Origin of the sequence: Brevibacillus sp. BD137, assembly GCF_041644655.1 — a bacterium.
GTDB lineage: Bacteria > Bacillota > Bacilli > Brevibacillales > Brevibacillaceae > Brevibacillus > Brevibacillus brevis_D.
The window spans coordinates 292,445-314,681 of sequence record NZ_JAOTNO010000003.1 but is presented as its reverse complement, the minus strand read 5'-3'; the positions used below and the strand labels follow the sequence as shown (position 1 = coordinate 314,681).

Annotated in this window: 21 protein-coding genes; 12 read left to right on the top strand and 9 right to left on the bottom strand. The window is 45.0% G+C overall.

Annotation, left to right across the window (positions count from 1 at the left end):
• Positions 1–187 precede the first annotated feature (187 nt).
• Entirely contained in the window at positions 188–589 is a 402-nt protein-coding gene (locus ODZ53_RS08135) for a DUF4309 domain-containing protein (RefSeq protein WP_372676588.1), read from the top strand.
• Positions 590–846: 257 nt separating this feature from the next.
• Here ODZ53_RS08135 and ODZ53_RS08130 read toward each other — a convergent pair whose 3' ends face one another.
• Together ODZ53_RS08130 and ODZ53_RS08125 are read right to left on the bottom strand one after the other, a co-directional pair.
• Positions 847–1,809, bottom strand: coding sequence for a hypothetical protein (locus tag ODZ53_RS08130; protein ID WP_372676587.1), 963 nt, complete (start codon positions 1,807–1,809; stop codon positions 847–849).
• Between the two features lie 252 nt (positions 1,810–2,061).
• Entirely contained in the window at positions 2,062–3,012 is a 951-nt protein-coding gene (locus tag ODZ53_RS08125) for a hypothetical protein (protein ID WP_372676586.1), read from the bottom strand.
• Between the two features lie 300 nt (positions 3,013–3,312).
• Here ODZ53_RS08125 and ODZ53_RS08120 point away from each other — a divergent pair, with 300 nt between their 5' ends.
• The 3 genes from ODZ53_RS08120 to ODZ53_RS08110 all read left to right on the top strand — a co-directional run bounded on the left by ODZ53_RS08120 (position 3,313) and on the right by ODZ53_RS08110 (position 6,309).
• Positions 3,313–4,032 (top strand): hypothetical protein, encoded by a 720-nt coding sequence (locus ODZ53_RS08120; protein ID WP_372676585.1) that lies wholly within the window; start codon positions 3,313–3,315, stop codon positions 4,030–4,032.
• Between the two features lie 245 nt (positions 4,033–4,277).
• The gene (locus tag ODZ53_RS08115; RefSeq protein WP_372676584.1) at positions 4,278–4,850 is read left to right on the top strand and encodes an RNA polymerase sigma factor; all 573 of its coding nucleotides are present in this window, start codon (positions 4,278–4,280) and stop codon (positions 4,848–4,850) included.
• The gene (locus ODZ53_RS08110; protein ID WP_372676583.1) at positions 4,843–6,309 is read left to right on the top strand and encodes a DUF4179 domain-containing protein; all 1,467 of its coding nucleotides are present in this window, start codon (positions 4,843–4,845) and stop codon (positions 6,307–6,309) included. The genes ODZ53_RS08115 and ODZ53_RS08110 overlap by 8 nt, the downstream gene beginning before the upstream one ends.
• Positions 6,310–6,347: 38 nt before the next feature.
• Here the strand turns inward: ODZ53_RS08110 and ODZ53_RS08105 are convergent, their stop codons facing one another.
• Positions 6,348–7,631 (bottom strand): haloacid dehalogenase-like hydrolase, encoded by a 1,284-nt coding sequence (locus tag ODZ53_RS08105; RefSeq protein WP_372676582.1) that lies wholly within the window; start codon positions 7,629–7,631, stop codon positions 6,348–6,350.
• A 292-nt stretch (positions 7,632–7,923) separates the two neighbouring features.
• Here ODZ53_RS08105 and ODZ53_RS08100 point away from each other — a divergent pair, with 292 nt between their 5' ends.
• Complete coding sequence (locus ODZ53_RS08100; RefSeq protein ID WP_372676581.1) at positions 7,924–8,868, top strand: aminopeptidase; 945 nt, start codon at positions 7,924–7,926, stop codon at positions 8,866–8,868.
• Between the two features lie 82 nt (positions 8,869–8,950).
• The gene (gene cls / locus ODZ53_RS08095) at positions 8,951–10,399 is read left to right on the top strand and encodes a cardiolipin synthase (protein ID WP_372676580.1); all 1,449 of its coding nucleotides are present in this window, start codon (positions 8,951–8,953) and stop codon (positions 10,397–10,399) included.
• A 417-nt stretch (positions 10,400–10,816) separates the two neighbouring features.
• On the opposite strand, the gene ODZ53_RS08090 is transcribed toward cls, so the two are convergent.
• The 5 genes from ODZ53_RS08090 to ODZ53_RS08070 form a co-directional block, all read right to left on the bottom strand.
• Positions 10,817–11,791: an ABC transporter substrate-binding protein gene (locus tag ODZ53_RS08090; protein ID WP_372676579.1), complete on the bottom strand. Its 975-nt coding sequence runs from the start codon at positions 11,789–11,791 to the stop codon at positions 10,817–10,819.
• Between the two features lie 67 nt (positions 11,792–11,858).
• The gene (locus ODZ53_RS08085; RefSeq protein WP_372676578.1) at positions 11,859–13,439 is read right to left on the bottom strand and encodes a helix-turn-helix domain-containing protein; all 1,581 of its coding nucleotides are present in this window, start codon (positions 13,437–13,439) and stop codon (positions 11,859–11,861) included.
• A gap of 62 nt (positions 13,440–13,501) precedes the next feature.
• The gene (locus tag ODZ53_RS08080) at positions 13,502–13,885 is read right to left on the bottom strand and encodes an OsmC family protein (protein ID WP_016741956.1); all 384 of its coding nucleotides are present in this window, start codon (positions 13,883–13,885) and stop codon (positions 13,502–13,504) included.
• Between the two features lie 94 nt (positions 13,886–13,979).
• Positions 13,980–15,617 carry a M20/M25/M40 family metallo-hydrolase gene (locus ODZ53_RS08075; protein ID WP_372676577.1) on the bottom strand — a complete coding sequence of 546 codons (1,638 nt, stop codon included), beginning with the start codon at positions 15,615–15,617 and terminating at the stop codon, positions 13,980–13,982.
• Positions 15,618–15,675: 58 nt separating this feature from the next.
• Complete coding sequence (locus ODZ53_RS08070) at positions 15,676–16,416, bottom strand: IclR family transcriptional regulator (protein ID WP_372676576.1); 741 nt, start codon at positions 16,414–16,416, stop codon at positions 15,676–15,678.
• A 280-nt stretch (positions 16,417–16,696) separates the two neighbouring features.
• On the opposite strand from ODZ53_RS08070, the gene ODZ53_RS08065 reads away from it, so the two are divergent.
• From ODZ53_RS08065 to ODZ53_RS08045, 5 genes are all read left to right on the top strand, one after another.
• Positions 16,697–17,461, top strand: coding sequence for a dimethylarginine dimethylaminohydrolase family protein (locus tag ODZ53_RS08065; protein WP_372676575.1), 765 nt, complete (start codon positions 16,697–16,699; stop codon positions 17,459–17,461).
• A gap of 72 nt (positions 17,462–17,533) precedes the next feature.
• Positions 17,534–18,943 (top strand): amino acid permease, encoded by a 1,410-nt coding sequence (locus ODZ53_RS08060; RefSeq protein WP_199928017.1) that lies wholly within the window; start codon positions 17,534–17,536, stop codon positions 18,941–18,943.
• Between the two features lie 295 nt (positions 18,944–19,238).
• Positions 19,239–19,862, top strand: coding sequence for a sigma-70 family RNA polymerase sigma factor (locus ODZ53_RS08055; RefSeq protein WP_372676574.1), 624 nt, complete (start codon positions 19,239–19,241; stop codon positions 19,860–19,862).
• 3 nt (positions 19,863–19,865) lie between these two features.
• Positions 19,866–20,066 (top strand): helix-turn-helix domain-containing protein, encoded by a 201-nt coding sequence (locus tag ODZ53_RS08050; protein WP_372676573.1) that lies wholly within the window; start codon positions 19,866–19,868, stop codon positions 20,064–20,066.
• A 120-nt stretch (positions 20,067–20,186) separates the two neighbouring features.
• Positions 20,187–20,621 carry a hypothetical protein gene (locus ODZ53_RS08045; protein WP_372676572.1) on the top strand — a complete coding sequence of 145 codons (435 nt, stop codon included), beginning with the start codon at positions 20,187–20,189 and terminating at the stop codon, positions 20,619–20,621.
• A 102-nt stretch (positions 20,622–20,723) separates the two neighbouring features.
• Here ODZ53_RS08045 and ODZ53_RS08040 read toward each other — a convergent pair whose 3' ends face one another.
• Positions 20,724–21,191, bottom strand: coding sequence for a hypothetical protein (locus ODZ53_RS08040; protein WP_372676571.1), 468 nt, complete (start codon positions 21,189–21,191; stop codon positions 20,724–20,726).
• 552 nt (positions 21,192–21,743) lie between these two features.
• Between ODZ53_RS08040 and ODZ53_RS08035 the strand changes: the two genes are divergently transcribed.
• Complete coding sequence (locus tag ODZ53_RS08035; RefSeq protein ID WP_087351285.1) at positions 21,744–22,181, top strand: hypothetical protein; 438 nt, start codon at positions 21,744–21,746, stop codon at positions 22,179–22,181.
• Positions 22,182–22,237: the final 56 nt, after the last annotated feature.

The following is a 22,237-nucleotide window of genomic DNA, read 5'->3' as shown; positions in this document are numbered from 1 at the left end:
CCATCCTACTTGGCATTAGTCCAGCGTTGTTTTATGGAATGAAGACGTATGAAAGTGCTAAACAGAAAAGGCCCATAAAACATGATTTATTTTCGACCATCTTAATATTAATAGTAGTTCCTATTGCATTTCTAATCGTAATCAGTCGTTGATCCTATCACTGACAAATTTAAGTTTTATGAGGAGCATGGTTGATCTGCCTAAAATATGTCGTAATGCTTTGCTTGTTGTAGTTCTTAGCTCAATGACATTACTTGGCTGCTCCAATATGTCTGAAAAAACTGAAGATATTCCTGTTAATTCTGCTCAATCGGACACTTTGGAGAAAGTAAAAAATGGGCAATTAGAAGGTGTCTTAATTGGCATTGGAGCAACAAAGAAAGAGGTTCTGGATAAAATCGGAACTCCCGTCAAGAGCGGAAATTCTGAGTATGGATTCACAATATACTATGAGGGTTTTCATTTACAATTCGAAGACTATGCTAATTCAATTGATGAAGTAAAGGATACGAGTAAAGTCGTCCTAATGAATGCCGAACCAAAGACTGTTGGAATGACTGGAAAACCTGAGGAAATCAAAAAAACTTAGGAGAACCCTCTAGAGAGTTTATGGATGACTCAGGTGATCATACGTTTATATTGGAATATGAAAACAATGGAAACCTACTAAGATTTACGTTTGATTCAAAAGAAGGTCCAGTAAAGTATGTTACCCTTCGAGTCCAATAAGGTAGACTACCTGGCTTATTGTGGCCTGAATTTTGAAAAATTAGTGCATAAAAAAAGAGACGGTTCTCCCGCCTCTTCTCTTCTACTTGTGTAACCCAGTTGACTCTGTTTTTCTTTCTACCATTCCGTTTCTGTTCTGTGTTCAATCATTGGCAATATTTTTGGTTCAGCTGCTTTCATCATTTCTTTCAGTGCTTTCTCGGTGATCGGTACTCCATCACCTTGAAGTTGTCCTCTAGCCTGTGTTTCTGCAATCACATCAAGCACTTGTTGTTTCGTGACATTTTTAGATGCTGCAATCTCCACAACAGTTTTACCTTTTGCTAATTCTTGTTTTAATTCTGTCGGGCTGATTTTTAGTAAAGCAAACAGTTTTTCATCGTTTAAAAAGTTATCAGCAAAATAATCAGGTTTACCATTTCTAGAGAATAGGCCTTCTACTTTCATGTTTGAAGGTGTATCAGAAGGTGTATCAGCTGTAGGAATACCTACAATCTTAGTAAGACTAATGGTATTGTCCTGAACAAAAACCTGGAAGACCGGTTTATCGAACATCTCATTGGTGTAATTCAACATCCATGTTTTTTGGTTTGGATTCTCCATTTGCTCGATAGCAACCTTGTATTGTTCGACGTTGCCATACATTTTATTAATAAGATCAGATACCTTCGCCTTGATTTCCTGATCGCTTAAAGTAATGAGTGACTTCTCCTTAGGCTCCCAATTCTCTTGAATCACGTGTTCAATCTCATTCGTACTACCGTTTGTATGGAGGGTAATCTTTTTGCCGGTTCCTCCTTTTTCTTGTAGTACGATGCTTGTTTGTTTCATGTTAGTTACATTTTTCCCTTTGGATACATCACCTTTAACGTTGCTTGCATCGATAATCTCAAACGATTTTGTTTCAGGATATGCGAGATACAGCTTCTCAAGCGTTGATTTGCCAACCTCATCCACCTTGACTTGTTCAGTAGTCATCGGTGTTCTTGTAGGCATGTCAATCACGCCAGAAGCCGCAAATGCTGCAACTGGAATCAAAATCGCAGTAGCAACCACTCCACCAATTAAACGTTTTTTCATAATTAATTCGCTCCTTTTTTGTTGTAAATAATGTGAATTGGATTGTTCTATTTGTTTTCTGAATAAGCAGCTTACACACTATATTGCCTCTTTAGCGGAAAAAGGTTCGGTTCATATCTTATTTTTTTATATCATGAGCAGACCCTATACCCATCAAGAGAAGAACCACCTGTCTGAAAAATTAGTCCATAAAAGAAGAGATGGTTCCCCCGCCTCTTCTTTTACTTGTGTAACCCAGTTAACTCTGTTTTTCTACCATTCCGTTTCCGTTTTATGTTCAATGACTGGCAATACTTTTGGTTCAATTGCTTTCATCATTTCTTTCAGTGCTTTCTCGGTGATCGCTACTCCATCACCTTGAAGTTGTCCTTTAGCCTGTGTTTCTGCAATCACATCAATCACTTGTTGTTTCGAGACATTTTTAGATGCTGCAATCTCCACAACAGTTTTACCTTTTGCTAATTCTTGTTTTAATTCTGTCGGGCTCATTTTTAGTAAAGCAAACAGTTTTTCATCGTTTAAAAAGTTATCAGCAGTATAATCAGGCTTACCATTTAAAGAGAATAGGCCTTCTACTTTCATGTTTGAAGGTGTATCAGCTGTAGGAATACCTACAATCTTAGTAAGACTAATGGTATTGTCCTGAACAAAAACCTGGAAGACCGGTTTATCGAACATCTCATTGGTGTAATTCAACATCCATGTTTTTTGGTTTGGATTCTCCATTTGCTCGATAGCAACCTTGTATTGTTCGACGTTGCCATACATTTTATTAATAAGATCAGATACCTTCGCCTTGATTTCCTGATCGCTTAAAGTAATGAGTGACTTCTCCTTAGGCTCCCAATTCTCTTGAATCACGTGTTCAATCTCATTCGTACTACCGTTTGTATGGAGGGTAATCTTTTTGCCGGTTCCTCCTTTTTCTTGTAGTACGATGCTTGTTTGTTTCATGTTAGTTACATTTTTCCCTTTGGATACATCACCTTTAACGTTGCTTGCATCGATAATCTCAAACGATTTTGTTTCAGGATATGCGAGATACAGCTTCTCAAGCGTTGATTTGCCAACCTCATCCACCTTGACTTGTTCAGTAGTCATCGGTGTTCTTGTAGGCATGTCAATCACGCCAGAAGCCGCAAATGCTGCAACTGGAATCAAAATCGCAGTAGCAACCACTCCACCAATTAAACGTTTTTTCATAATTAATTCGCTCCTTTTTTGTTGTAAATAATGTGAATTGGATTGTTCTATTTGTTTTCTGAATAAGCAGCTTACACACTATATTGCCTCTTTAGCGGAAAAAGGTTCGGTTCATATCTTATTTTTTTTCGTGAGCAAACCTCATGCCCATCAAGCGAAGGAATTTGCTACCTTCTCAAAAGGAAATACGCTATTCTTTCGGTAGACTGACTAACGAACCTCTACTACTGATCAATCGCTTTAGTAACTTAGATGGGTTCAAACTATTCTATCTATCATTTTGTAGAAAGGAGAATACGAATGATTAGCATTAAGAATTTAAAATCCCAAAAAAAAATAGCATTGGCTACTATTGGTTTTATAACAATTGCAGGACTGGCTGTTTACTATATAGGTGACTTGAAAAAACAGAGTTTTCTTTATTCCAGTGATACAGAATATAGAATAGTTTCTGGTGAAGCAATGTTTACTGAGACATTCACTGACGTGGAGGGTCTCGCTGAAAATGCAGATATCATTGCCGAAGCTGAAGTTATTTCTCAAAAAAATAACCCTAATTATGAAAGATTAGATGTGTATACAGTCTCTGAATTAAGATTAACGAAAGTCTATAAAGGTGATGTAGAGATAGATGATACAGTATCTGTACTGGAAACTGGAGGGGAATTCGATGAAAGAGAGGTGACCAAATATTTCTCAGGAAAGCGAGGATTTGAATTGAATGATAATCTTGGTGATCCTAGAATAATAATGGTAGGGATTGGAGGAAGTATTCCTATGAAAGAAGGAAATACATATTTTGTTTTCTTAACAGAAGATAAAAATGACGTCTATAACATAGTAGGGTCCGTTCAAGGAAAGATAAAAATTAATAACGAGAACACGCTGGTTTCACAAGTTTCTCTAGAGACAATAGATCAGCATGGTAATCTTTATTTCCTCCAGGAAAGTTATTCAGGGCAGAATATTTCTGAACTTAGAAACGAAGTTGAACAACTCATTGCATCCTCTCCCAATTAACTCCCCAAAGGTTCTCTCAACCGTAAGATCATTACGAAGGAGATAGAAAAAGGAGATCACGGATAATTACAAAGGAAACTGGGAGCCTAGGTGCTCCCTATTTTTGTTGTAATGGCATAGCGGAGCATACTTTCTGTTCAGGGGACGTTTTTTTCCGTGTTTCATATTTTTTCGCCTATGTAACGTGAACCAAACTCCGCGTTCTCGTGAATATACAGTAGAGAAAAACGAGGGGAGGGAACGCTGTGAATGAGTGGGAGTTGATTGCCAAATGCCAAGAGAACGAGCCTGAGGCCTTTGAACAATTGGTCAAGCCCTATCTGGAGATGGCATACCGGACAGCGTACTTGATCATTCATGACAAGCATCTGGCGCAGGACGCCGTTCAGGAAGGGCTCATCGAAGCGTATCAGCACATAGACCGACTCGATAAAAAACGGGGAGTGGCCTTTCGCAATTGGCTATACCGGATCATTACGTTTCGGGCTCTGAATCTGGTACGTAAGCAGAAGCCTGTGGTGGAATACGAAGAGATGATCCCGGAAGAAGCGATGACGCCGTTGGACAACGTGATCCAGCGTGAGGAGCAGCGGCAAATATGGCAGGCGATTCGCAGCATGAAGGCGGAGCATCGCGCGGTCATTATTCTTTACTATTATGAGGGCTTCAGTGTGTCGGAGATCGCCAAAATTACGGGCTCCTTCGAGGGAACGGTCAAATCGCGCATGCACAAGGCGAGGAAGCTGATCGCACAACAATTGGACAAGGATTGCAAACGATCTGATTTTTTGCGGGAAGGGGCAATGACGCATGACTAACGAGGAGCGGCAAATCCAAGAGACGCTTAGGAAAGTAGCGGGAGCTGTTGATACGCCGAGTTTTCAAATGCCAAGCCAGAATAACGCGTTGCAGGTGAGAAGGCGTCCGTTTTACCGAAGCAAAAAATGGGCTTCCATCGGCATCGCTTCCGCTGTCGTACTCGGGCTGCTCGGAACCATGCAAGTGTCCCCAACGTTTGCGGCCTATGTCAAATCGATCTTTGCTCAAGGTGTGTTCAATGACGAAGGACTGCAACAGGCGGCGAGACAAGGCTTCTCTGAAACATCGAATGTTTCTGTTACCGATCAAGGGATCACCTTGGAGGTAAAGGAAATCATTGCTGATCCGGTGCAGGTAATAGTAGCTTTAATGATTAAACAGTCGGATGGCAAGCAGCTCGGTCCTGAATGGAAGACAGCAAGTAACTCTCAATCCAATGCCGTTGAATTGCTGGATGCCAAAGGGACGGTCATCTCTGACGATGGGGGAACAAGCTTTGAAGACAATGTCGGATTCATCCGGTTTATCCTTGGTAAAAAAGGACAGGAGCCCCTTCCGAAAACGTTGTCGATTCATTTTGATAAAATCGGTGATAGAAAAGGAAACTGGAAGCTGCAAGTTCCGGTCACGATGGCAAAAACAACGGCCGCAACGACTGTGCTGCCTGTCAATCAAACGCAAGTGACGAAGCATGGATTGAAGATGACCTTGCACCAGATCGTCAACACGCCAACGACAACCCGAATTGAGCTGGAAACACAGTGGACAGAGGCGGCCAAAAAACAGCTGGAACAAGAAGCGAAAAAGCTAACCGGAAAGACGACGGACCCCGATTATGCTCCATTTCTTCCGTATCAGCAGTACAAGCTGGGATATTATTACGAGGGAGCAGATGGCAGCAAGGGGAAGGAATGGCTCATAGAACGATCACATGCCATTGATCGCTATGGGCATTTCCGCTGGATCATGGACGACGATCCTTTGCCAAAAGGCAAAGCAGCGACGCTTGTCTTAAACAGCTTCCACAAGGCAATACCGTATGATATGAGTGTCACCTTCCGTCCAGATGAGTTGAACAAGAAGCCCGTAATCAAACAAGTGGGAGAAGATATCTTCACAGTGAAAGGCATCAAGCTGGCAAAAGATGAGTTTTCGGAAAAACAGCAAATAGAAATGGAGGTTGAGGTACTATCCAAAGATATTTCAGAAATTTATTTGCCTTGGTGGGTAGCCCAAGATGGGCAAGGAACCACTTACCGTGCTAGAAGAAGTACTCAATCCACAGGACCTACTGACCAGTCAGGACGCGAGCGAGTAACGTACAAATTTTTGATAGTGGACAGCAAAAGCTGGGAAGAAGACGAAATTGACAAGCTCCCGGAGAAGCTTACACTACGACTAGATGCCGTACAGAAAAAATATCCATTCGAGTGGCGAATTCCGGTTACCCGTCCATAAAGATAAAACCGCCCCGTACAAAGGGCGGTTTTTCCTGTTTATTTCGCGACCAACTGCGGCTCTGTCTGCCCAAGTCGGATCGTGGCTTCGCCGGGAATCCACATGCCTGTGTTCTCGTCACGTCCTTGCAGGACTACCGTCGGGTTGGATTTACCCATCTGTTCGGCACCTTTGGCAATTTGCTGCCCAATTTTGCCGCCCTTGACGCGGTTCACGACGAGCGCGAGCTGCACGCTGTCCAGCTCTGTCATCATCTCGAAATCACCGTTGCTATCGCCTGCGATGAAGATAGGCCCATGACCATACTTTTTCACCAATACATCCTGGATCACTTCGGTCTTGCCGTGGCCGACCGTGATCGGGTAGTTAGGCTGGTACACATTCGTGATCAGTCCGTTGTCTGTTTTCAGACGCATGCCGATGATGTTCTCCGCTGGCAGATTGTAGCCATATTTCGGGAGAGTGGCAAAGACACGAACGACATCCTCCAAGGAGGCACTCACGACATATACGTCGATGCCATTGGCACGCAGGGTGTTCATCAGGTTTGCGACTTCGGAAGTGAGGCGGAGTCCTGTTGTATGGGAGGCTTTCACCACGCCTGCTTTGCCTGCCAACGATTTCGGGCTCGTCCAGGTTACTTTTTCAATCGCCATACCCAGGCCGAGATCATTGGATGCTTCCGCCAATTGTTGCACTTCTTCCACTGTCATGTTCGTGAAGAGGTAGAGGATCCACGGATAGCCAATTGAGGTGCTGTGCGTATCATTGATCGCTTCATACAAGAAAAACAGTTTGGCTTTGAAATCTGCGAATTGCTCTGTTGCTGTCACTTCCTCCAGCGACTTTGTTCCTTTAAGACCTTGATAATTTTGATATAAGTACTTGTAGTCTGCTACGAGATCAGTCGCGATGGCATCGAGTGTGACAGGCTTGCCGTCGACATTTTTATACGAATCGGAAAACGGTCCTTCTGGTACATTCGTGCGGATAACCTTCCCGAATTCTTCTGGTGTGAGCTTGTAAGCCAAATGGTTGATCTGGTAAACAAGTAGAGCTTCCTCTGTGTCATGCATAATGCTCGTATTGTCCCAGTCAAAAACGGCATACGGTTTCTTTTTGGCATTGTAGGAGGCACTTTTGATGCCGTTTTTCTCAATCATTTCGTGGACGGCTTGATAAGTCGCAGGTGCCCATTTTCCCTTGTCGAGCATCTGCACGTTGGTGTCCTTGGCCAATGCTGGCATCTGCATCGCGAGTAGAGCGACGATCATCAGCATGGTCAGCCACCACGTTTTGGGTTGTGTTTTTCTGTGTGACATGTTGTCATCCCCTTCTTCTTTTTCTCGATCCCCCAAATGAAAACGTTATCATTTTTTCAAAAGAAAAAGGTCTTCCCCACGCCTATGGATAAAGCGCGGGTAGAAGACCTCATTGTCTTAAGCGTTTTCATTTGTATTCTAATCATACTAAATTTAACAGCAAAAGCAAGAAGATTCCGATAAACATAATAAGGGCAGGACTAACGATCCGATCTAGCGAAGACAGAAGAGTTTGCAAGAAAAAAGTGGATATAATCTAACCATAAGATAGATGAAAAGGAATGATTCTGACATGACGTTGATAGAATCCAGCAAAGCCATTTTGATGAATTGCTTGGCATTACAAGCGAATGAGACCTTTTTAGTGGTGGCCGACGAGCGGAAGCGGGACATCGGTGAGGCGATCTGGGAGGCTGGTAAACAGCTCGGGGCAGAAGCGATGCTGATGGTCATGAAGGAGCGGGAAAAGTCCGGTCAGGAGCCACCTGCGGCTGTTGCAGCGGCGATGAAGAGCGCGGATGTGGTCGTATGTGTGACCCAGCACTCTTTGACGCATACAAAAGCACGCAAAGAAGCAGCAGCAAATGGTACGAGACTGGCTACCATGCCAGCTATTACGGAAGACATGTTCCTTGCGGGAGCGATTTCCGCTGACTATACACAAGTAAAGGCACTCACCGAGCGCGTGACCGAGATGCTGACGCGGGCAAGTACCGTGCGAATCGAAAAAGCGGGCAAGTCACTGACGTTTTCCATCGCAGAGCGCAATGGGGTGCCGAGTACAGGCATGTACGTCAATCCTGGAGAATCGGGCAACCTACCTTCCGGGGAAGCGTATATCGCCCCATTGGAAGGGGCAGCAGAGGGACAAATCCTCGTCGATGGCTCTATCGCAGGTATCGGAAAAATCGATTCACCCTTGCTACTGACGGTTCAAAATGGTCGGATCACAGAGGCAGAAGGAACATCGGCTGAACGCCTCCTGCAAATGCTTGGAGACAAAGACGGGCGGATGCTGGGTGAATTCGGAATCGGAACGAATGATAAGGCGCGTATTACGGGAGTTGTGCTGGAGGACGAGAAGGTGTACGGAACGATTCACGTAGCCTTTGGCAGCAACAACACGTTTGGCGGGACGATTGTTGCGGGGGTACATATTGATCTGGTTGTCAAAGACCCGGATGTGTATTTGGACGACAAATGTATCATGAAGAACGGAAAACTATTGGCAACATAGGATAAACTAGATGGATAGGAAGGATGAATCCCGATAGCAAATGTTGTAATATGGGAGGAATCCTAGAGCTGGATGTGGTGTGATGGCATTGTCCGAAAAGATAATTGTGATAGTAACAATAGGTAACCTGATTTTGGGTGCCGTTCTTATTTTCATGGAGAGGCGTAACATTGCGGCAACCTGGGCCTGGTTGATGGTTTTGCTGTTTTTGCCGGGTATTGGGTTTATTGTTTACCTGATTTTTGGACATAAGCTAAGCAAGAAAAAGCTGTATCGGCTCAAGGAAGGGGAGTTTTCCCATTTTCGAGCTGCGGTTGATAGACAAAAGCAGTTGCTTGCCCATGGTGAACTACAAGTGAACGACCCGGAAATGGAGAAACACCGCGACATGATTTTCATGAACGTGGTAAGTGATGGCGCGTATTATACGCAGGATAATACCATTCAGGTTTTTAAGGAAGGCCATAGTCTGTTCGAGCTCATGTTCAAACAGATGGAGGAAGCACGGGAGCATATACATTTGCTCTACTACATTTTGAATGACGATGATTTAGGGAAACAGCTCATTCAACTGTTGACGAAGAAGGCACAGGAGGGCGTCGAGGTTCGATTGCTCTACGACGCGGTAGGTTCCTCTGGTGTCTCATCCCGATTTTTGCGCCCATTGGTAGAAGCGGGGGGAGAAGTCGCCTCCTTTTTCCCGGCGAAGATTCCATTCCTGAACTTTCGGGTCAACTTCAGGAATCATCGCAAGCTGACGATTATTGATGGCAAGATCGGCTACATTGGAGGCTTCAACATCGGTGACGAATACTTGGGCAAGGATAAGAAGCTGGGGTATTGGCGTGACACCCATTTGCTGATTGATGGAAGAGCGGTATACATGCTGCAAGCACGCTTTTTCCTGGACTGGAATTTGTCTGCACCGAAAAGAATGCATGAGTCACTCGCGTATTTTCCGGAGCTTCATGAGGCCGAGGGCACGATTGGCGTTCAGATCGTATCGAGCGGGCCAAACTCGGAAAAAGAGCAAATCAAGCATGCCTTTTTGAAGATGATTTACAAGGCACGGAAGAAGATTTACTTGCAGACTCCTTATTTCGTTCCCGATGAAAGTATGCTGACCGCTCTGAAAATGGCGGCAATGTCTGGGGTAGATGTGCGGGTGATGGTCCCGGGAAGGCCAGATCATTTGTTGGTATTCTGGGCAACTCACTCTTATCTCGGCGATTTGTTAAAGAGCGGTGTGCGCTGCTTCCTCTACGAAAAAGGCTTCATGCACGCTAAAGCCATCGTGGTCGATACCCAGTTGTCGTCTGTGGGAACGGCCAATGTCGATATTCGCAGCTTCAAGCTGAATTTCGAGACGAATGCGTTTATGTACGATTCGCAGATGGCAAAGGAGCTGGAGGAACTGTTCGTCTCCGATCTGGCTGATTGCCGGGAAATGACATTGGGAGAGTATGTGAACCGACCACTGCGTTTGCGCTTGCTGGAATCGTTGGCACGCCTGTTGTCTCCGCTTTTATAATAGCTGGACTGGAAAGTAAGAGAGGACCTGTTAGCCTATGTGAACAAACACGGGCTGGCAGGTCCTTTCTTCGTCACGTTATGCGGTTTCTAACGTAACTCCCATCGGATGCGGCAGTTATGATCATCCTAAGTTTTAAAAGGTATCGATGAACCAATAAAGCTGGTGAGAAGAAAAAGCGCAGGACTCGCAGACCTTGACAACGCCTACCCAGTCGGAACTTCAAAAAGGGGACCCGCTTGTCGAACACTTCTTCTTTGAGAACCTTCCGCCCGTAGGGTGGCTTTGGCTCGAAGGTCCCCTTTTTGAAGTGGAGACGGACAGTCAACCCTCCCTTGCGGGCGTGTCAGAGTCGAAGAGAACTGTGCTTTTTCTTCTCCTCCCCTATGTTGACTCAAACCAGAATGCCCTATCTTATTATTTCTTGGCTCCAGTCAAATCCTGCACAGCCTCATCCAGCTGCTTTTCAATCAGAATGGGGTCGTAGCCAAGCCATCTATCCACATTGACTACATAAACCTGATTCTTTTTGACAGCGGGCAAGCTCTTCCACAGACTGCTTTGCTCGATTTCTTTCAAATACTGAGCGGCATCCTCTCCTGGGAACAGCATCAGGAAAATATGGTCGGCTGCATATTCCGGTAAAAGCTCCATAGACACGTCTTTTGACCAGAACAGTGGGTCTTTATCGATCTCGCTCTTAATGAGTGGCGGTGGAGTCAACTGAAGATCGTTGTACAAAACATGGCCCATGTTGCGAGCACCGTACATTTTGATTGTTTTCGCACGGACGTTTAATGCTGCAACGGTCTCGTCCTTCCCGACCTTGGCATGGACCAGCTTACGCGCTTCTTCCACCTTTGCTTTGTACTTCTGCTCCCAAGCCTTTCCTTCTTCCTCGCGACCTAGCGCTTCCGCTACCTTTTGTACATGCCCGTAGACATCATATTGATCGAAGGCGATCGCCACGACAGGCGCAATTTTTGTGAGGTTTTCATATACCTGTTGCTCGACTTCGGTTCCGGTGAGGATCAAGTCAGGCTGCAACTCGAGGATTTTCTCCAGATTATAGGCATCATAATCTCCCACGACCTCGATTCCACTAACCAGTGGCTCCATGTCTGGACCTTCCATATGTCCCTTAACTGCACCGATTGGCTTCACCCCAAGAGCAAGCATGGGGCCCAAATATTGCAAGGCTACGACGCGCTGAGCTTTCACAGGAATGGTGGCTTCGCCCTTTGCGTGCTTCAGGACACGAGTCTCGCTGCTTTTATTTTCTTGGGCAGGTGCCGTTGGATTGGGGCTGGCTGTCTGGCCGCATGCCGTGAGCAAGAACAAGGAAAGAATCATCAATCCGGGCAACCAAGCTCGTATGCGTAATCGTTTCATCGTATATCCTCCGTGAATGAAAATGATTCTCATTAATAGAGTCCATCTTACCTTGAACGTACTCTTTTCATCCATGGAGAATGTTCCGTTTTTCTTTGGACAATGTGGCGGTGTTTGCATGGGTCAGAATTTGGACGGCCTCTTCCAGCTGGATGTCGAGGGAGAGGGGGTCATACGAGAACCAAATCGGGTTGAGAATGACTACTTGCCCTTTTTGTACAGCAGGAATTCGTTGCCAGACATCCTGTTTCATCAACTCTAGGAAGTGTGCCCGTGAGAGATCATCATCAAAAATATGAACGAACAGCCAATCTGCTGCGTACTGGCTTAATTGATCCTCATTGATGGGAGTTGCCCAGAAATTGGGGTTGCGTGTTAACTCTTCTTGAATCTTTTTGGGTGGCGTCAGCTTCAAGGATTTGTACAGCACATGCCCGATATTTCTGGCACCGTATGCCAATAGGCTCTGTGGACGCACATTGAGGATCAAGAATGTTTCTTTCTTCTGAATATGAGCATCGATGCATCGCTTCGCCTTCAGAACCTTCTGTTCATGCTGCTTGAGCCACAGGTGTGCCTGGTCTTTCAAGCCAAGCACGTCGGCTAGTATGTTCAAATGACCAAATACATCATGATCCAGCCATGGAAGGGCAAGAGTAGGTGCAACCTTGGAGAAAGCAGCGCTATCTCCCGTCGATTCGGTCAAAATAAACGTCGGCTGCAATGATTTGATCAAGTCTGGTGTGTTTTCGGGCAGGCTGACAATCTCATCTGCCTCTTTCATCCGTAATTGCTCGCGTAAATAAGTGACTTGCTCTTCCGGAGCGCCAATCGGTCTGATTCCGAGTGCCAATAAATACTCGGCATAGTGGAAGGTGACGGGTGCCATTTGCTTCTGATTCATGCGGACAAAGACAGTCGGGGACACGCCGACCTGCTGCTTAAAGCGTCTGCTGAAGTAAAACTCATCGGCATACCCGACCAGACGTGCTACCTCGCGCAATCGCTTATTCGATTCTCGCAGAAGTGTCTTTGCATGCTCCATCCGACAGCTCGTCAAATATTCGATCGGGCTTTTTCCGACCTTTTTCTTGAAAACCTCGGTGTAATACCGAGGGGTAAGGCCAGCTCGATTTGCTAAATCATCTAAGGTGATTGGCTCCGCATAATTCGTATGCATGTAAGAAATCGTCTGATCGACAACGCTTGAAGTTTCTACGGTAGCCTGCCGTTCTGCATGGCTCCAAATCAGGTGCAGCAATTGTTGAAAGCGAATTTGATTTTGAAAAGCTTCCAACGGATCATTGGCTTGTCGATGGGCATACAGCGTGAGGGCAAGCTCCGTACTGTTATCTACCTGGTGAAATGCACACGAGCTGTGGCCGAGATGCCAGGAAAGACTCGGGCTGTAGTCGTTGCTGACCTGATCTTGCTGTTGCAGGGTGTCAAAATAAAATACGAGGAAACGGAGTGGATCATCCGTATCAGCGCTTATTTGTCTCGCAGATTCTTGCGAAAGAACCAGCGCACTTCCATCAAGTAGATCGGCTTGATCCGACTCGTTCAGCATCCGACCCGATCCTTTTGTCACGATGAGCACAGCATGGGTTGATTCGCCGGAAAACGTCCATGCTTCTGTCGGTGACAAGGTGACCTGCTGTATGTCTTGAAGTAGAAACAAAGGAGTGGGCGGTAGCACGGTTTTTCCTATCATGATACCAATTCGAAGGACTCGGTTACGACGATGCTTCCCTTGACAGATTGGACCATCGGGCAGTTTTTGCTCGCGGCTTCAATGGCTTTTTGTACTTTTTCTTCTTTCATATTTTCACCCGAGATGATGAAGTGGAGGTGAATTTTTTCAACGCGATTTGCCTCTGCCTCATTCCGCTGAACATCTGCTGTTACTTTCATATCCGTGCACGGCATTCTCATCTTGTCCAACACTTTTCGCAGAACACCGCCACTGCAAACAGCGATGGAAGAGACCAAGAGCTGATAGGGGCGAAATCCATACTGTTCATCACCCGATACGTGCAGCTCACCGTAGGACAGTTGAGTGACAAAGCCATTTTCTTTCGCTTGAAATTCCATGGGTAACCCTCCCTTGAAATGGTTTTTCTTCATTATAAGGAAAAAGGCACCCGTGCGACAGTCATCTATCGGTACGGGAACCTCTTCTCTTTTGCTATTCCTTTACTGCTTTCCCATTTTGCAAGAGAGACTGGATGCAACGAGGAAGCATGTCTTTTAACGTATCGAATGCATAGTCGATGTCCAGACGCTCTGTCCATTGATGGGCGTCACGTCCGACTGGACCGAGGTTCATGACAGGTACATCAAAAGCTTCGAGCTCCTGAAGCGGAATGGAGTAGCCGTTGTCCCACAAAGGCATGTTTGCTACCAATGGCTTCATGGATGCAGCCGGATATTGGAGTCCGACGTAGCTTAAGTCAGAGATTCCGCCAAAGTAGTTTTGTTTCACCAAATTGACCTGGTGCTGATCTCTCGCGTATGCTTTCATCTCTTCCATCGTTTGTTGGATCAGAGGATGATTGCGCGAGCTGACTGCCGGGTAAAACGGTGGAGCGAAGAACAAAATCATCATCGGCGACAGTTCTTTGCACAGAATCGCTAATTGATCCACCAGCTCAATCGTGGTGTCGCGGTCGTCCTTGTCGCCGCGGTTGGCGATCACATCTGCTTCCAGCTGGCGTAGCTTTTCTTCCCCGTACGTTTTCTTCGCGTAGGCATACAGTTCTTCGTAAGTCATGACGGAAATGGACAGATCACGCGGGCTAAACGGCGCAAAGTTGGCAAACTGGCTCGCGTGCTTGAGGTAGTTTTGCTTCATGCGCTCTGCGACATTTCTTGCCGATTCCAGCAGCGGTTCTACGACATCCTCCATCTGCTTTTCCAGCAGGAACAGGTTGAACAGCGTCACGGCACGGTGCGGAATTTGCACAGAGTACTCTTTTTTCAGATCCTTTTGAATCAGGTTCGTCGGCGGAGGAGATGCTTCCCCCTCAACGACCTCGCAAAAGGATGTGTTAAGCTCGAGCTCACATGTCAGTTGAGAGGCCATGTAATTACCGTTTAACCCAGCAAAAGGCTCGCCGACATGTGTTTCTTTTCCGTAGCAGAGGAAGCCAGGCAGCACTTTTCCGATGGAGCCTGTGTACAAGTACGTATTCGTATCCCCTGGATAGCGGGTAAACATCGGCTCGGAGTTGAGCACGGTGGTGTAGCTCAGGTCGAACTCTTCGGCGATTTTCAAAAGTGCTGGGACTGCTGCCCGCATCCCGACAGAATTCACCTCTTCGTCAGGGACGGTCAGTAGCAAAATGTTGCCGTCGAACTCACCAGCAATCGCTTGCTCAATCATCGACATGTGCAGTGTCAGTCCGCACTTCATATCCATAGTGCCACGGCCAAACAGCCAGTTGCCGGTGCGAATATCCTGTTGAACGTCTGCTGGCATATCCGCTTGGTTTTGCTGGAAGAGAGGAGTGAGGGTCTTCGGATCAAAAGCATGCTTCATCCAGGCACCGTAATCCTCGACGTCGACGACATCAAAATGGCTGACGAGAATGACGGTGTCCCGTACGCCTTCTTTTTTGACCAAAGCAGTGACAAAATGGCGCCCGTCTTCAGTCGGATTCGCACGTACATGATCGGGATTGGCTTGATAATAAGGCAGGGTACGCAGCTGATCGACGACGTAGCCAGGCAAGTCCTTCTCGGCAGATGATCCTGTAATGCTTGGGATGCTTACCAAATTGCACAAGAGATCAACGAGCTGCTCTTTTGTTTGCCATTTTTGCATAAAAAACGCCTCCGTTTTCCGTATAGTGAAAACTGTTTCCGGTTAGTGGGCAAAAAAATTAAGGTAAGGCACCGATTTTGTGGGAAATTTCTTTGGCACTTTGTTGGGCTTGTTCAATGAGTGAGGACAAGAGCTGCTCGTTGATCCGGTAGCTCGGCACACCAATACTCAAAGCGCCTACGACCTTTTGGTTGACACCGAAGATAGGAGCGGCAATGGATGCGGTGCCCTCGGTTTTCTCACCGTAGCTGACTGCATAGCCGTTTTTTCTGATTTCAGGCAATCGTTCTAACAGCTCGTGACGTTTTTCTCCATCCGGGATTAAACCGGTCACGATTTGCTCTGCTTCGTTCGGATTCATGCTGGCGAGAATCGTTTTGTTTGCCGCACCGATGTGTAGCGGAATACGCTCGCCCAGATTATCCATGCTTCTGACAGACATGGGACCTTCCACTCGTTCGACTACGATGGCATGAGAGTTCTGTGGAATGTTCAGATAGACAGTTTCTCGTACATCTGCTGCCAATCGCTCCATGACAGTTCGTGCGACAGCACGCATATCCATTTTGTCGAGAATGCGCAGCCCGATTTCCATCCACGTATAGCCGACCTTGTACTGCTTGCTCTCAGGAAGCTGGAGGATGAGGCCATGCTTGATGAGGCTGCTGATTAAACGGTGTACCGTGCTAAGCGGCAGGTCCGTTTGTTCAGCAATTTCCGAGATGGACCAATGCTGCTTGTTTGGATCTGATACCAGGACGGAGATGATGCTCATCGCCCGGTCAATCGATTGTACCAACGTGGGTTACCTCCTGGCTTTGTTGCATAGTGACCACTCGTTGAAAGTCACGCCAGCTTAATATGACCTCAATCTATCAGAATTTTTCAACCGAATCAATATCATTTAAACTAGATAAAAATCCGTTGACAAAAAATTTGAAACTATTTTACATTAAGAGTGTAATTTTGTATTGCAGAAGTGATTCCACAATGCGGAATATTTCTGGGTGATTGCTCAGAGGAGAATGAATACTGTTAGACAAAAGCAAGATTCAAAAACAGAAGGGAGATCTATCATCATGAAATTTTCACGTGCGATTGTAAGAAAACCGGGAAAGAGTTATGTAAATGGTTTGACGACTTCTGATTTGGGTACACCTGATTTTGAACTTGCTCTTAAACAGCATGCCGCTTATGTAGAAGCGCTGAAACAGACAGGTCTGGATGTAACCGTTCTGGAAGCGGACGAGCGTTTCCCAGATTCTACGTTTGTGGAAGATTCAGCTGTTCTCACGGAAAAGTGCGCCATCATCACCAATCCTGGTGCAGAGAGCCGCAATGGTGAAATTGAGGATATGAAATTAGTGCTTCCTCGTTTTTATGACACGATTGAGTATATTCAAGCCCCAGGCTTCCTCGATGGTGGAGACGTCATGCAGGTAGACAACCATTTCTACGTCGGTCTGTCTACACGCACCAATGAAGAAGGAGCCATCCAGTTCCGCGAGATTCTCTCCAAATACGGATATGAGGTCACCATTGTACCGTTGAAAGAGTTTTTTCACCTGAAAACAGGAATCGCTTACCTTGGCAATGATTTGCTGGTTCTGGCTGGGGAGTTCATTGATTCTGAAGTATTTAGCATGTACAAGCATCTGGTCGTGGAAAAAGAAGTCGAGTACTCTGCGAACTGCATCCATATCAACGACTATGTCATTATTCCAAAAGGCTTTGAGAGCACGAAAAAGCAAATCACTGACGCTGGCTACCATGTGATTGAGCTGGATATGTCTGAATTCCAGAAACAAGACGGAGGATTGAGCTGCCTGTCCCTGCGTTTCTAGCGCAGGCAGTTCTCTCTTCGTTTATAGACTCCTGATAGACCTCTTAAAAAGCAGGTGAAAGAGAGGAATCATATGAACACTGGGAATGAAAGAGACACACAGCTGCAACGCTCGATGAAAAGTCGCCACTTGTTTATGCTGTCGTTAGGCGGTGTCATCGGGACAGGGCTCTTCCTCAACGCTGGCTTCACGATTAATCAGGCTGGACCTGGCGGAGCGCTTGTTGCCTATATCGTCGGCGGGATTTTGCTGTATCTGGTCATGACGTGCCTGGGTGAGCTTTCTGTAAAAATGCCAGTAACAGGCTCTTTCCAAGCCTACGCCAGCAAGTATATTGGTCCGGCGAGCGGGTTTACACTGGGATGGATGTATTGGCTAGGGTCAGCTACAACGGCCGGGGTAGAGTTCACTGCCGCGGGCATGGTCATGCAACGGTGGTTCCCGGATACACCGATCTGGATTTGGTGCGCGCTCTTTATCGTTTTGCTCTTTGCCTTCAATGCGCTGACGACAAAAGGGTTTGCAGAAACGGAGTACTGGTTTGCCGGAATTAAAGTATTGGCTGTCCTTATGTTTATCATTGTCGGACTAGGTGCTATATTCGGTATTGTCAGTATGGAAGGAAGACCCGCTCCGTTTCTCTCCAACTTCTCGGCAGATGGGGGACTATTCCCGTTTGGCATTGCGATCGTCTTTGTGACGATGATGAACGTCGTATTCTCTTATCAAGGCTCTGAATTGATCGGAATTGCAGCCGGGGAAGCAGAAGACCCGCAAAAGACCATTCCGCGGGCGATCCGCAACATTGTGTTTCGCATTCTCGTGTTCTATGTGGCGTCGGTCACGATCTTGTCCGCCCTCTTTCCCTCAAGCGAGCTGGGGCTCTTGGAAAGTCCGTTTGTGACGGTATTTGATGCAGTGGGGATTCCTTTTGCAGCGGATATCATGAACTTCGTCATCTTGACGGCTCTGTTGTCTGTCGGCAACTCATGCTTGTACGCAGCCACGCGTTTGTTGTGGTCCCTTTCCCATAGCAATATGGCCCATCCTGCTTTTGGAAAGCTGACCAAGCGTAAAGTGCCTTTGAACGCACTCTTGGCGACGCTGGCGTTTTCACTTCTGTCCCTATTAACCAGCGTGGTTGCAGCGGATACGGTATACGTGCTGCTCATGTCTGTATCCGGTATTGCGGTCACCTTCACGTGGATGGGGATTGCTCTCTCTCAATTTAATTTCCGTCGTCAATACTTGCGAGAGGGTGGAAAAATAGAAGATTTGCAGTTCGTAGCACCGTTTTACCCGGTGATGCCGCTCCTGTGTCTGGCTCTTTGTACGTTCATTCTTATCTTCCCGGCGTTTGACCCGACACAGCGAATTGGACTCTTCTATGGAATTGGTGCGTTGGTGCTGTTCTATACCTTCTACTATGTGCGCTATGGACGCAAAAAGGCGCATAAACCGAATTTCCCCACGCAAGGCTAAGTTGTCCTGCTCGATAGAAAAATGCCCCTGCGATGGATAAAGTGGCTGTAGACAAAATGGGTTAGGGATTTTTGTCCCTAACCCATTTTGTATTCTTAGCGTATGTGAACTGGCAGGTATCTTATGCTGCAAAGACTTTTATAACTTAACTCTACACGGTCCCTTGGAAACTCTATTAGTAAAAGATTTGTAAACAGCTTCCAATTGGATTTAATTGTAAAGCATGAGTATTCGAAATTACACACGTTTACAAAAGTTTACACTACAGGGATATTAAGCGGAAAAAGAGGGCTGTTTGGTAAAATGGATAGAGTGGTTCGGGACGTGCTGTGTGAATACGGCACGTCTATTTTTTTGCCTGAAAATACTAATGGTGAGGAGAGATTTAGATATCAAATTTACAGACGTAGCTAATCGGAGGCTGCTGGATGCATTTCTAGCGCAAGAAGACAATCAACAGCTATATGAACGAGTGTTTAATTCGCCGGACGATACGCAGAGGAACGATGAATTGGATAGTAGATTTCAGGAATTCTACGGTGAAATCCGATTTACTAAGTTTATCTCCTCGCTCATCCGTTTTACAGCTATCGAGTTGGCTGTACGCAACCAAAAGACTAGCAACGTATGCCAGCCTACTGACGAAATTGAAAGGGTGATAGACAGTCTTGTTAGTGACCCTGATAAAAGTGAGCGGGAGGACAATTTTGAGTGGAAAGATGTATTAGCAGACAAAAGAATTTTGGATGCTGTTCAAACACTTACAGAAAAGGAACAGGAGATGCTTACACTTCTATACTTGAGGAATCTCAAAGAAGTGGAAGCTGCGAGTCTGTTAGGTGTTAGCCAGCAAGCGGTATCTAAAACAAAGAAACGAGCGCTACTGAAGCTCAGAAAACAGCTAGAGGGGGGCGGATAGTACATGAGCCTGTTAACACTGGTAAAGCGAGCACAAAATAATGATGATAGTGCAATGGTAGAGATCATAGAAAGATTTGAGCCAAAGATTCGGAAGTCCTTGAAATTCACAGATATAGGTGTACGTGAAGACATACGTCAAGAGATAGTATTTCGGATGGTTAGAGCTGTCAAAACCTATAGCATAAAAAATCGATCATGTTAAGAGTAGAAATTTTTTTGAGTTCGGGTTGTTATTTTCCATCTTCGCTTCACTTTAATAAATACCAAGTGAATAACCGCGCGGGAAACAAGCTTGGAATAAAAATTTGGAGGAAGATAAAATATGGCACGTACAAAATTGAAACAATACGTTGATACGATTACTGTTACCCAAGACGACCTTGATGATCTTGCCGCAGCTATGTCGGACGTTCTCAAATACGGTGTAATCAAAATGGATGATAACAAACTGGCGACTATGACTTCACTTACGGCGACTGTAATTGGGATCGTATTCAATCTTGTCCGACCTCTCAGTATTGCAGTTGGTGTTGTTGGTTTGGCTGCATCCTTAACAACGAATTTGAGAGATGAACTGGAAAAAAATATTCAGATTGCTATTAACGATATGGATGATACTCGTCGTTTCATGAAACGAAATGGATACAAAAAGGTTAAGATGGAATTCCCGTTTATGGATTATGATGACATTCGACTGATCACAGGTAAGGGAGAAGCTCTTCGCGTACTTGGTAAAGACGGTTGGGAAACCCTGTAATTAATGAGGAAGGAGATATCCGGCTAACTAGCTGAATATCTCCTTTTGTTCTTTGTCCGTGATCTAAATATTGCAGGGAGTAATAAGTTGTATGGTGACAAGCTATTTGTTTTTTGCTGAATTGAACACTTCGTGGATTTCTAAGTCTGGATTGTTTTCGATTTTATAAATAGGGATTTCATCTGAAAATTTACTATAAAACACCATGTAACTCGTACCAGAGAGATAAATTGTCCCTACATCCTGATTATTTTCATAAACATAGATGTTATAAGTATAATTATTTTCTTTTACAGCTTTCGTATCAGAGTCATTTGCATCAGACTCTCTTTTAATTTTGCGAAGTTCCATTTTGGAAAAATCGTTGAGGACCTTTTGAATTTCTTTTTTATCGGTTATTTCTACCTCTACTTTTTCTTCTCTTCTATTAATCGTAAGTGAGGTTACTTTCTCGCTATCAATCAGCTTAAGCTCATTAAATGCCCAAACTTTAAATCCAGGAAAATAAATAAGGTTACTGAGTGCAAAAATTCCGATGAGGGAGAAAATAAGGATTCGAACTATTTTCACGTTTCACATCTCCTTTATAAGCGCATTCCTTAAACAAGAAGGAAATGCATAGCTTTGATGGGAAATTAATGCATTAATTGAAACATTACTTAATGGTATCATTTTACAGTAATTTTGCAAATATCACTTTCTTCCTAAAAACAACAAAAGTACAAGTCTTGCTTTAAGGAGATAGGTCTTCGGTTAATTAAATGAAAAAGCTCTTTTAAAATTGAGAAAAAGGCCGAATTTTTTATTAGACACTACTAATTGCTTTGTAAATTCTCAAAGCCACCTAAATAAGTAACTAACACATCCTAGTACATAGGAAAGCAGCCTTAGGCTTGGAGGTGAAACTTTAAGTTTATTAGCTTCAGCCTTGGACATACGTCAAGAGATAGTATTTCGGATGATTAGAGCCGTCATAGTACAGAAATCGCTCATTTATAAGAAAAAAATAAATTTTTTTGAGTTCGGGTTGTTATTTTTCATCTTCGATTCACTTTAATTAATACCAAGTGAATAACCGCGCGGAAAATAAGCTTGGAATAAAAAATTGGAGGAAGATAAAATATGGCACGAACAAAACTCAAACAATACTCAGATACGATTATTGTGAACGAAAGGCAACTTGATGATCTGGCTGAAACCATGGAGGCTGTTCTGGAATATGGTGTAATCCAGATGGATGATAATAAACTGGAAAGTAATATTTCTCTTGGAACTGCTTTAGCTGGCATCGTGTTTAATCTTTCAAGACCGGCCGCCATCGCGGTAGGTATTATTAGTTTGGTTACATCTTTATCAATAAATTTGCGGGGAGATCTTGAAAAAAATATCGAGATTGCGGTTAAAGACTTGCATAAAACTCGTCGTTTCATGAGGGATAATCCGCAATACACAAAGATTGAGATCGAATTTCCGTTTATGGACTATGACGACATTCGCCTCATTACTGGTAAGGGATTAGTTACTCGCGTGTACGGTAAGGGCGGCTGGGTAGAGATGTAATTTAAAAAGGGGTTGTTCGGAAGATAAACCGAACAACCCCTTTTGTAGGTGGGAGA